The 12,075-nt window shown below is 53.5% G+C and carries 7 protein-coding genes; 6 read left to right on the top strand and 1 reads right to left on the bottom strand.

Annotation, left to right across the window (positions count from 1 at the left end):
• Positions 1–130: 130 nt before the first annotated feature.
• A complete protein-coding gene (gene pelA / locus A6X21_RS07135) occupies positions 131–1,183 on the top strand; it encodes a pectate lyase (protein WP_068846915.1) in 1,053 nt (350 codons plus the stop codon).
• Between the two features lie 32 nt (positions 1,184–1,215).
• On the opposite strand, the gene A6X21_RS07130 is transcribed toward pelA, so the two are convergent.
• Complete coding sequence (locus tag A6X21_RS07130) at positions 1,216–3,687, bottom strand: sialidase family protein (RefSeq protein WP_068846914.1); 2,472 nt, start codon at positions 3,685–3,687, stop codon at positions 1,216–1,218.
• Between the two features lie 414 nt (positions 3,688–4,101).
• On the opposite strand from A6X21_RS07130, the gene A6X21_RS07120 reads away from it, so the two are divergent.
• From A6X21_RS07120 to speA, 5 genes are all read left to right on the top strand, one after another.
• On the top strand, positions 4,102–4,698 hold the full coding sequence (locus A6X21_RS07120) for an RNA polymerase sigma factor (RefSeq protein ID WP_068846912.1): 597 nt from the start codon (positions 4,102–4,104) through the stop codon (positions 4,696–4,698).
• Between the two features lie 1,090 nt (positions 4,699–5,788).
• A complete protein-coding gene (locus A6X21_RS24290; RefSeq protein ID WP_131818226.1) occupies positions 5,789–6,517 on the top strand; it encodes a hypothetical protein in 729 nt (242 codons plus the stop codon).
• Between the two features lie 159 nt (positions 6,518–6,676).
• Positions 6,677–8,653 carry a metallophosphoesterase family protein gene (locus tag A6X21_RS07105; protein ID WP_068846909.1) on the top strand — a complete coding sequence of 659 codons (1,977 nt, stop codon included), beginning with the start codon at positions 6,677–6,679 and terminating at the stop codon, positions 8,651–8,653.
• A gap of 272 nt (positions 8,654–8,925) precedes the next feature.
• Complete coding sequence (gene floA / locus A6X21_RS07100) at positions 8,926–9,867, top strand: flotillin-like protein FloA (protein WP_068846908.1); 942 nt, start codon at positions 8,926–8,928, stop codon at positions 9,865–9,867.
• A 109-nt stretch (positions 9,868–9,976) separates the two neighbouring features.
• Complete coding sequence (gene speA / locus A6X21_RS07095) at positions 9,977–11,887, top strand: biosynthetic arginine decarboxylase (protein ID WP_068846907.1); 1,911 nt, start codon at positions 9,977–9,979, stop codon at positions 11,885–11,887.
• The last annotated feature ends 188 nt before the right edge of the window (positions 11,888–12,075 follow it).

The raw sequence follows: 12,075 nt of genomic DNA, 5'->3' as shown, positions 1-12,075 counted from the left end.
GTTCTTCATGCGTTGGCGGAAATTCTTACCAGACCCACAGAAAACCCGAGACGCTCTGGCCGATAGATCGCTGAAATTCTTCGACACGAGTTAATTCCTGCAGGTAGCAGATACGCAAAGGGTTAGTTCGATGATCTTTCGATGCGGGCTTGTTATCGCTGCCTTGCTGCTGGTCGCTGGAATCGCGGATGCTCGGCCGAAGGATTTTCTCAAGAAGAGCGATGGCTGGTTTGCCGGAGATGAGGCGCGGCGAATTGCCCGGCATATTCTTTCGTTTCAGAGTGAAACCGGAGGCTGGCCCAAGAATGTTGATACAACGGCCGCTCCCTTTACCGGCGATCGCTCGCAGCTCAAAGGGACCTACGATAACGGGGCGACGACCGATGAATTGCGATTTCTGGCTCGTATCTATAAGGCCACAAAAGATTCCAAGTACCACCAGTCGTTTGACCGTGGCCTCGACTCTATCCTGAAGGGACAATACACAAACGGCGGCTGGCCCCAATTCTCACCGCCGGGTGCGGGCTATCATCGCTATATCACATTCAATGATGGTGCGATGGTGCGTCTGCTTGAGTTGCTGCGGGAAGTCGCGACATCCGTTACCTACGACTTTGTCGATGACCATCGACGCCAGGCGGCAAGTGACGCCGTCAGCCGGGGAATCGACTGCATCCTCAAGTGCCAGATCCGGGTTAATGGCACATTGACAGTCTGGTGCGCTCAGCACGACGAAATCGATTTTCGCCCGCGGCCAGCCCGCACATTCGAATTGGCCACGCTCAGCGGGTGCGAATCGGCAGGAATCACTCGATTTCTGATGAGCATTGAAGATCCATCGCCCGAGATTGTGCAGTCTGTTGATGCCGCTGTTGAGTGGTTTAAGAAGTCAAAACTCACAGGCATTCGAGTGGAGATCGAAAAGGATGAAAAAGGCCCCGAGGGGATCAATCGAGTGGTGGTGGCGGATGAACATGCCCCTCCATTATGGGCTCGCTTCTATCAGATCGAGACCAATCAGCCCGTCTTTGTTGATCGTGACGGGGTTCCTCAAGCAACGCTGGCCAAGATCGGCTACGAACGACGCAACGGCTATGCCTGGTACGGCACCTGGCCTCAAAAACTCCTGAGCGATGACTACCCCAAATGGAGGCGGAAAATCTCGCTCAAAGTGAGTTCATAGCGACGATATCTATTGAATAGCTGATGCCGTGCTTATGGAGAATTTTCGTCAATCGCAATCTGGGGAAGTTTGGCGCCGTAATAAACAGCTCGGTGGCGGTTGTCGTCGTAAGCAAAGTGGAGATAACCATCCTCGCTGACAAACCCATCCGGATAATTCAGTCGCCCCTTTGGGCCATCTGAAGACTCTTTAACCAGCACCCTTCGATAAGGCCATGTTTTCATCCCATCATAGCTGACCCATAAGGAAAGGGGACTGCGGTGACTGGAATTGGGATTATGCAGCATGGCGACACCATTATCACGCAGCTTGTAAATGGTCGCCTTCGAGCCAGGATTCGGAATCTCGGTCTTTTGCGCAAAATCTGGCCAGGTCTTGCCGCCATCTATTGATTCGGCCATGTAAAGCACACCACCCAGTCGATCCCCACGAATGATCATTTTGATCGTACCGTCGTCCAGCTCGACGATATTGTTCTCGGCCCAGCCATGGTAGCGATCATCTGTTGTCAGACGGATGTTGCCGTGCTCTGTCCAGGTTTTCCCCTGATCACTGCTGATGAGCACTCCGTTTCGCGGATTGCTCACATAATGCCTTAGCGCCTTGTGCCAGGGGCGATCTTCCGCGGGTGGCGGAGGAACATCTGGTCCCGGCCCTTCATAATGCTGGAAGGGAACCATAATTCGCCCATCCCTGGTGACGATGTGGTTGCGAATAAACGTGAACTGGCCCAATCGTCCTGGCAGCAATCCGGGTTTGCTCCAGGCCCGGCCCTGATTGGGGCTGGTCATGATCCATGATTGCCAGTTTCGGCCCCACGTCTCAGAGTGCGTCGAAAAGAACATGGTCAACTTGGCGCGATGCACCATCACCTCGGTCGCACCTTGTCCACTGGTGAGACCACTGCGCGGCAGACCGGTGGGAACCTCCTCGATCGCAGACCAGGTCTTGCCCTGATCGAGACTTTTGACGACGCCGATGTAATTCCCTGGCGATGGTTCGATGTCATCACCCGCCAGCAGGTAGAGTGCCCATGATTTGTCCGGCAACTGACGCAGCGTCGTGTCGCAGACCAATTTGTTCGGTGTGATGCCATCATAGGCAATCGTCGTACGGTCGAGTTTCGCGTTCTGCAGAGCTTTGTCTTTCCATTGACCCTGCGAACCTTCGACCATGGCGAGAAGTTTCACGTCAACGGGCTGCGCGAAGGGGGCTTTTTTCACGCCGGGTAATTTTGATTCGAGAAGGCCGCCCATGGCTTTGGTGATCACTCCCCGCAGGCGTGCATCGTGTGAAACAATTTTTTCGGCTGCCACATCCTCTTCCCGAAAAACAGCCAGCAGCACTTCCCGCTCTTTCGCCCGCTCGCGGTCATACGAAATGTAGATTCTTCCATCGGGAGCCTGAAAACCATCCGGGTAGGAAACGCCTCCCCGGTCATCCAGCATCAGTCCGCCCTCCCAGGTCTGGCCCTCATCGTGTGAGAGGAACGCCATCAGTCGTGTCCGATGTTTTGTGCGTTCATCCACCTGGCCATGCCTGACCAGCAGCAGGTTTCCTGAAGCCAACCGCCGGATATGAAATCTCGTCGGGATATGCGGCATCGCCATTTCCGGCTGGCTCCAGGTCTTTCCCTGATCTTGCGAGAGACTTTCAAACATCCCTTCGGTGGTGCGGGCCAGCATCCAGAGTGTGCCATCCTTGCGTTCAACAATCATATGTTCGTCAAACTGCGGGCCAGGAAAGGCGACTCCGCCACGATAGTTCCACGTTTTTCCCTGATCGTGGGAAACGAGGACATTGGCCTTGCGGTAAGGGTCGAGTTCTGGAGCAGCGGTTTTGAGTTCCGCAGGGCCGATCTTGCCGCGATCCCATAATGAAACGGGAAGCATCCACTCTCCCGACTTGAGGACGGTCGGTTTATTGAGCGTACAACCATCCCAGATCCGGCGAGGAGTCGACCAGACAGGAGACTCAGCATCAGGGTCATCGCACGTGATTGCCCAGTTCCCGGCACGACCATCAAAATAGCCCATCGACTGATCAAAAAAGAGCCAGAGTCTGCCAGCAGGATCAGTCCATAGGTTTCCGACAAGAATCCGACGCTTCAAACCGGTGGGTGCTTCGGGTGGATCGATCACCAGTTGTGGCGACTTCCAGTTCTTGCCATCGTCATCACTCAGACCCAGCACAAAAAACCCTTTCTCGCTGTCTCCACCCGCGACCCAGGCGGCCCACAAACGTCCTTTGGGCGTGCGCTCGATCCCGATGGTCATCGAGTAGTCAAGCTGCTCGGGCGAATACTCGGGCCCGGGACGGGTCTGAATCACCGGTGGAACCAGCGAAAGATCCAGAATCTCGCGTCCAGGCAAAGTCTCGGCCCACAGAGTGACTTGGCCTCCCAGAAAGACGCAAACTCCTCCGAGGAACAAACAATTCAGACAGCGCGTGACCTCTTTGAGGTTTTCCGAAACAACAATGTATAAAGCGCGCGACCGAGGCATGAGCACGTGCCTTTCTCGCTGAAAAGGAGGTGATGTCAATCCGTGGTGTCAACAAATCAGCTATCAGACAAAACCGAGTGGCAAAGAACAAAGTCATTGCCCGTTCGAAAGTTCTTTGTAACGACTTGCCCAGCTCAAGGACAGAGGCCACAAAGCTCCTCAAATCCAGGAATCGTGAGAATCGACCACGACCTCTTCGTCACGAACCACACGGCATGATTTGAACGACATGCTGGAGACAGGTTTTTCGTCTATGCGGACTCTCTTCTGGCGAATTCTAAGCCTTTCATGATGATGATCAACGAGAATTTCATCTGACTGTCAAAGGACAGTTAAACAAGGTCTTTCTGAATAAAACTGAAAAATCATGAGATTGTGCTGAACCTTTTTCTGTGAAGCTGGGAATGAGAAGGCATGGAAGTCCATGGCACATTTTCTGAGAGCGAACTGATTCGCCGCATACAGGCGGGGGAATCAGGTCATTTTCAAGAACTTGCCCGCCGGCACTCAGAGTCGTTGCTCCGTTGTGCCTTCACTCTTTGCCGAGACCAGCAGTCCGCAGAGGATCTGGCACAGGAGACATTACTGGAAGGTTGGCGCTATATCGGTCGGTTCGATGGCCGGTGTCGGTTTTCCACGTGGTTGTACGGAATTTTAAGGCATCGATTTTTGAAATCGCTCAGACAGAAGTCACTGCAAGAACCTCATGCGTGGCTTCTCGATACTGCTCCTCTCATGACGGCTGAAACGATTGATCCTGTTCACCAGTTGCAACTGAACGAAGACGCATCACAACTGCGTCAGGCTGTCGCTTTGCTTCCCGATGAACACCGCTTGGTGATCGAGCTTCGTTTTTTTGCTGAGGCGTCCCTCGAAGACATAGCCGCAGCACTCGGTATTCCGTTGGGAACAGTCAAATCGCGACTTCACCACGGCCTGGAAAAACTGCGGCAACAAAAAATCACCGTGAACCTTTTCTCGAACACCCGGGAATCAGGAGTGAAATCATGATGCACAATTCACTCACACCTTGTGAAACTCGCCTTGAGGAGATCAGCCTGCACGCTGCTGGCTGCCTGATGGAAAGCGAATCCCGCGAACTCCGGGAGCATCTTGGCCAATGTGCAGGATGCCAGGAGCGTTTCGTGGAATTGCAGAATCTCACAGGGGCCTTAAGGACCGCAAAACCTGAAGTTGATTCAGCCCGTGTGGCTCTCATTGAGCAACCCCTTCTTTCATTGAATTCAGATATACCCAGGAGAAAGCGATACCCTGTCAAAGCGTTCGTGAGCGCCATACTGATTGCCGTCGGTATTCTGGTGATGGTGGGTCTTTTTATCCCATTTTTCTCAAGAGCAAGTCAGCCTTCAGTCGCGAGATCTGTCGATCCGACCCTGCCCACTCCTTCGCAGGTTGTCTCTGATGCTCCAGTCATCGTTGTGGATGACTCCATTTCTCCATCGGTACCAACATTAATTGCACTCCGTCGAGCAGCGTCTGTGTCAGAGGAGTCCCTCGAAAGATTTCTGACTCAATGTCCGGAACATGTCTTTAACGATTCATCTCAACCTCTTTCTTTAAGGCAAGGAGCTGTACAATGAAACGAATGACGAACCTGCTGATTCTGGGATCACTGATATCTGGGTTAAGTTCGACACACCTCCGTGCTGAAGTCGTTCCTCAATCGCCGGCAGTCGTCAAGGTGGCGACTGTTCCTAACGCGGCTGTTATCTACTGGCAGGCCTTTTATGCGATCCCGAATCTGACTGAAGAGCAGAAAAAGGTTCTCGAAGCCGCCATTTCCAGCGATAAAGCACCAGTTTCGGATGAGCTAAAACCAATTTTGGCGCAATACCGTATTGCCTTCCATGAAATGCAGCGTGCCCGCCACGTGACTTCTTGTGACTGGCAGCTGGACATGAGCGCTGGCCCCGAATTACTGCTACCTCACGTCCAGAAATTGAGAGACCTCAGTCGAGTTTCGCTGCTCAGGGCTCGACAGCGATTTGCTGAGAGTGAGAAAGATGCAGCGATTGATGATGTACTAGCAACATTGAAAATGGCGCGGGATTGTGCCAGCAGTCCTCTTCTGATTTCGATTTTGGTCGATGCCTCGATTGAAAAGGCCGCCATTGACCTTCTGGCCCGCCAACTTCCGGCGTTAACAAAAGATCAACAGGATCGTCTTGAAAAAGAACTTGCACTGCTGCCACCAACGGTGACGGTTGCCACTGCCATACAATGGGAAGGCGAGATTTTTGGTACCTGGTTGAAACGAAAACTCGAAGCCGAAATTCGACAGCAGGGCAATTCGCCCTCAACCGAAAAACTGTTTGCAGCGCTTTGTCTGTCGATGGGTGTTCCCTGTAATCTGGATCCCAAGCCAGAGGATCGCCAAGGACAACGGCTGGCCGAGTTGATCAAAACTTTGTCAATAGCCGACATCGATGCACAAATTAAGCAACTTAGCGATGATTTCAATACTCTGGCCCAAATTGCCAGCCTGCCGTTCGATCAACGAAAGGCAAAAGTCGATGCATTTGAAAAGTCGATTGAAGCTGCGAGACAGTTAAAGGACAAGGCCGATTTGAAACGCTGCCTAACCATCACGGTTCTGCCATCAATTGGAAATGTCATCACTCGTGAAGAGCAACTGCATATTCGTCGTCAATTACTGGAACAGGCCTTAAGAGTCCTCCGCGAGGGTGAAAATTCATTGACACCAATCGACGGGAAAATGGTTCGATATCAAAAAATGGCCAATGGCTTTGAACTGAATTTTTCAAGCAGCTCTGGTGATGTCATCTTGAAGGTTGGCACCGAGGGTTAGACTCCTGGTTTCAGGGACATCAAGTTGATGTATCATAACGATTGATCGGACGCCGCATTGATTTTCCTCGTTGGTCTGACATTGACACTGATGATGTAGTACTGTCGATGCTTCAAGACGCTTAACACCTCTCATGCAAAACCTCTTCAGAGTCCACCCATGAAATTGACACGCCGCCTGCTGCTGAAGATTGCTCCGGTTTTTCTTTTGGGGCAGGCTTATGTTTCCCGTGCTTTTGCCGCTGCCGTGCCACCGTTTGGTGAGAAGTATCCCAACCTGGAATCGCTGACGACTGGCGAGTGGTGGAACAAAGGGGCGCTGGCGGCAACTCCCAATGCGAACAAGAACGCCAAGGGGAAGGCCAAAGCGGCTGGTGGGCCATCGGCACCGCCTTCGATGAATGTGCCGCGTGATGAGGTGGTCTGCTTCGCGTATTACACGCAGCAGAATGGCGTGCTGAAGCTGAGTGCCCAGCTCTTTCCACTAAAGCCCGATGAAGAGCGTGTCGCCCGACTCGAAGTTCGACCCGCAGGCGAAGACTGGAAGGAGATCGCCAGAACTGAGGTGCTTTATCCGGGTTGGGATGCCCATTTTCGCGTCGAGGGCTGGGATGGTTCAAAGAGCGTCCCCTATCGAGTGCGTCACGGCGAGAAGGCCATGTTCGAAGGCCTGATTCGTCGCGACCCCGTCGAAAAAGAGGTGATTGTTGTCGCCAACATGAGCTGTAACAGCAGTCGCACCATCGGACCACGCACAGAGATTGTCGATAACCTCCGCGCTCAGGATCCCGACGTCCTTTTCTTTGGAGGTGATCAGACCTATCGCCATACCGAACACACCGCCGGCTGGATTGAATTCGGCTTGCAGTTCCGCGACATCATCCGCGACCGGCCCACGGTCTGTATTCCCGACGATCACGATGTCGGCCACCCGAATCTCTGGGGCGAAGAAGGTGGTCAATCACACATCGAAGGAGATGCCGACGGTGGTTATCGGTACCCTGTGGCTTATGTCAATCAGGTCCAGCGGCAGCAATCGTGGCATCTGCCCGATACACCCGATCCCGCGCCAGTGAACCGGGATATTTCGGTCTATTTCACGCGAATGACAGTGGGTGGAATCGACTTTGCCATTCTTGAAGATCGTAAGTTCAAGACGGGTCCGGCAGGCATGATCCCGCAGATGGGGCCGCGTCCTGACCATATCAATGATCCCTCGTATGACCCGAAGAGCATTGACCTGCCTGGTCTCGAACTGCTTGGCCCGCGACAGGAGAAGTTCCTGCACGAGTGGTCGCAGGATTACAGCGGCGGTGCCGAGATGAAATGTGTTCTTTCTGCGACCGCCTTTTGCGGAGCGGTCCATATGCATGGCGGACCGAACAGCCGGCTGCTGGCCGATCTCGACTGCAATGGCTGGCCGCAAAGTGGTCGCAATCGTGCTCTCCGCGAGATTCGTTGCGCGTGGGCTCCGCATCTCTGTGGCGACCAGCACCTGGCGGTCGTCGTCAAGCATGGTATTGAGACGTTCGGCGATGGCCCATTTGGTTTCACCAGTCCCGCCCTTGTGAACACAATCTATGGTCGCTGGTGGCATCCGCTGGATGAGCAGGCCGGGCCGAATCCTGTTCCGAACAGCCCATTGCCCTGGACTGGTGATTTCAAAGATGGACTTGGCAATCCGATCAGCATGCTGGCCTACGCCAACCCCGAGAACATTCAGAACGAACAGCAAAGGGCCGATGGCTACGGCCTGATCCGTTTCGACAAGAAGTCGCGAAAGATTACGTTCGAGTGCTGGCCGCGGTTTTCAAAGGTCAGCGAAGGAGACAAAGCCCAGTTCCCCGGCTGGCCAGTGACCATTGCGCTTGATGCCAACGATGGTCGCGCGATTCAAGGCTGGCTGCCGGAACTGATCTTCGAAGGGGTTGAGAATCCTGTGGTTCAGGTGATTGAAGAAGCGACGGCAGATATTCTTTATACAGTCCGCGTGCAGGGAACCCGCTTCCAGCCACGGGTCTATTCGACTGGTAAGCATACGGTCAAAGTGGGCCGAGACCGACCGGACGCTCAGTCGATGGAAGGCCTGGAGCCTCGGCCAAAGGATATGGCCGGAAGTCGCCAGGTCAAATTCTGAGCGGTTGTGTATCGGCCATGAGGACTCAAGCCGCGCAAATTTTGAATGTCCTGATGAGCCACAATGCTGAGACTTTGATTTCTGAGAGTGCGACATCGCATCGCTGTTCAGGTTTTTGAACAGATGTCGGTGCCAGCGTCTTGCGAGTGAATGATCCACTTCCCTAGAATACGCGTTACCTCAGGACGGGCTTGTCTGCCTGATCAGACGATGTGTGGCGACTCCCGTTCGATTCAAGCTCTTTCTTTCAGCGAAACCCAGGGAAAACCTAAATGAATGAGATCATTACAGCTTTGATCATCGTGGGAGTGATCTTCCTCGCGATCATTGGCATTATTCTCTTCATCGCCCTGGCTTCGTACTTCAACCTGTGGTTGCGGGCGTCTTTTGCTGGTGTTCGGATCAATCCTTTTTCGCTGCTCTTCATGTCGCTGCGAAAGATCAATCCTCCGCAGATTGTCGATGCACTCATCATGTCCACCCAGTCGGGAATTTCCGGCATCACGCGTACCAAGCTTGAAGCCCACATGCTGGCTGGCGGGAATATCAACACAGTCGTCCGTGCCTTGATTGTGGCTCACCGGGCGAATATCGACCTCGACTGGGATACCGCTTCGGCCATTGATCTCGCGGGCCGCAATGTGTTGGAAGCCGTTCGCACGAGTGTTGATCCCAAGGTGATTGATTGCCCCGATCCGGCTCACTTCGGCCGCACGACACTCGATGGGGTGGCTCGTAATGGGATTCAACTCAAGGCCAAAGCCCGTGTCACTGTGCGAACCAATATCTCGCAACTGGTGGGTGGAGCGACCGAAGACACGGTGATTGCCCGCGTGGGTGAAGGAATCGTCTCGGCGATTGGCTCATGCCAGACCCATTACGATGTCCTCTCGAATCCTTCACTGATCGCCAAGGCCGTGCTGGATAAGGGTCTCGATTCGCAGACCGCTTATGAGATTGTCTCGATCGACATTGCCGATATCGACGTGGGTGACAACATTGGTGCCCGGCTGCAGGCCGATCAGGCAGAAGCCGACAAACGAATTGCCCGTGCTAAAGCCGAAGAGCGACGAGCTCGGGCCGTGGCTGCCGAACAGGAAATGCGGGCGCTCACTGTCGAAAACCAGGCGAAAGTGGTGCTGGCGGAAGCGCAGATTCCACTGGCCATGGCAGCGGCCTATCGCAATGGTTCACTCCGTGCAAATCCAAAGTAGTGCGCACAGATCATCCTGCCGGTGATCCAGCACCGGCCTGATAGCAACTGTGTTGCATCTCACCAGTGTTGTAAATCACCAGTGACTCCCCAGCGATAGAGCAACCTCCATGTCCATGGACGAAGAACAACTGCAGGTTGTGCAGAACGTTTACGGAGTTGAAAACTGGTCCGCGGGATACTTCGATATCAATTCGAAGGGCCATCTGATTGCCAGGCCCGCCGCCGATGATCCACGATCGCTCGATCTGTTCGAGCTGGTCAACTCTCTGCGCGATGAACGGAAGCTGCACACTCCACTGCTCCTGCGATTCCCGCAGATTCTCACCAATCAGCTCAAAAAGCTCGCCACATCTTACATTCAGGCCATCGAAGAATACGGCTATCAGGGCCGACATTTTCCGGTCTTCCCGATGAAGGTGAATCCTCGAAGGGAAGTTGTTGAAGAGTTTCTCAAAGACTCAGCCCGTTTCAATGTGGGTCTGGAATGTGGTTCCAAGCCCGAACTTTATGCCGGCCTGGCACAGGTGCAGCATCCCAATTCGCTGCTGATCTGTAATGGCTTTAAGGATGATTCGTTTATTCGCCTTGCCATGCTGGGGGTCGAAGCGGGCAAGAACGTCGTCATTGTGATTGAAAAGCTCAGCGAGTTGATCACCACGCTCAATCTGGCGGATGAAACGGGCGTCATGCCGATGATTGGCCTCAGGTCCAAGCTCTATTCCCGCGGCTCAGGCAAATGGGCCTCATCGGGTGGTGATTCTGCCAAGTTTGGTCTGACGACGTCTGAACTGCTCGATTGTGTCCGGCTGCTCAAGGATCGCGGCCGACTGAGTTCACTCAAGCTCCTGCACTCGCATATTGGCTCGCAGATCACCGAGATCAAACGTGTCAAAATGGCAATGAAGGAAGCTGCCCGCGTCTATGCCAAACTCAGGCAACTGGGGACTCCCATCGATACGATGGATATCGGTGGCGGCCTGGGTGTTGATTACGATGGCTCAAAGACCCGCTTTGAATCCTCCATGAACTATACTGTTCAGGAGTTCGCGAACGATGTGGTTTACACGATCAAATCGGTCTGCGATGAAGAGAATGTGCCACATCCCCATCTGGTGACTGAGAGCGGCCGCATGATGACGGCGTATCATGCCGTCCTGATTACCAGCATTCGCGATGAAATTGAAACCTTTGCCGATGATAAGCCCGAAGTGACTGTTGATGATGACGACCCGCAGGTGATTGTCGAACTGAAAGCGCTTTGCGACGGGATCAATCGCAAGAATTTCACTGAGTTTTATCACGACGCACTCGAGCACAAAGACGAACTGCACACGCAGTTCAATCTCGGGCTGATCAGTCTGGAAGACAGGGCCAAAGGGGAAGTTCTCTTTTGGGAAACGTGTGCTCGGGCGCTGAAAGAAGCCGATGGTGTCAAATCGCCACCGGAAGAATTCGAAGATTTACGACGTATTCTGGCTGCGAAGTACCTGTGCAATTTCTCGCTGTTTCGCTCGGTTCCGGATAGCTGGGCGATTGGGCAGCTCTTTCCGATCATGCCCATTCATCGGCTCAACGAACCTTTGACCGATTTTGCGACGCTCGTGGATGTCACCTGCGATTCGGATGGGCGGATTGACAAATTTGTCGATCTGAAAGATGTGCGGGAAGTTCTTGAACTGCACAAGTGGAAGCCGGAAGAGCCTTATTATCTCGGGATTTTTCTGGTGGGTGCCTATCAGGAAGTGATGGGAAGTTTCCACAATCTGTTCGGGCTTCCCAATGAGGCTCATGTGGTGATGGATGCTGAAGGACGATGGCACATTACCAAGCTGATTCAGGGGAGCAAGCTGGGAGAGATGGTGGCCTTTGCCCGCTACGACCGGGCACAGCTTCTGGCCAATTACAAGCAGCAGCTCGAAGTTCGCAAGCAGGCTGGCAGCCTTTCCGATGAACGCCTGGATCAACTGGCTCTGGCTTATGAAGCCATGATTTCGGACACCACTTATCTTTCCCGTTGAGAGAATCCCTGAAGGTGTGCTGAAAGATTTCGTGGGAGCCTGTTCTTCGCTTTTGTGAAGTGATGAGTCTTGAAGGAGCATGGGGGACATCCTCGTGCGACCTGCGTGAACTCCATCGCCCCAGAGACTACAATGAGGCAAAGATGAGGAGATGCTTCATCCAGCGGATTTGTCTATCGATCAAGTGA

Source organism: Planctopirus hydrillae (assembly GCF_001707835.1).
GTDB lineage: Bacteria > Planctomycetota > Planctomycetia > Planctomycetales > Planctomycetaceae > Planctopirus > Planctopirus hydrillae.
The sequence above is the reverse complement of the archived record's forward strand: the minus strand, read 5'-3'. Positions and strand labels throughout refer to the sequence as shown.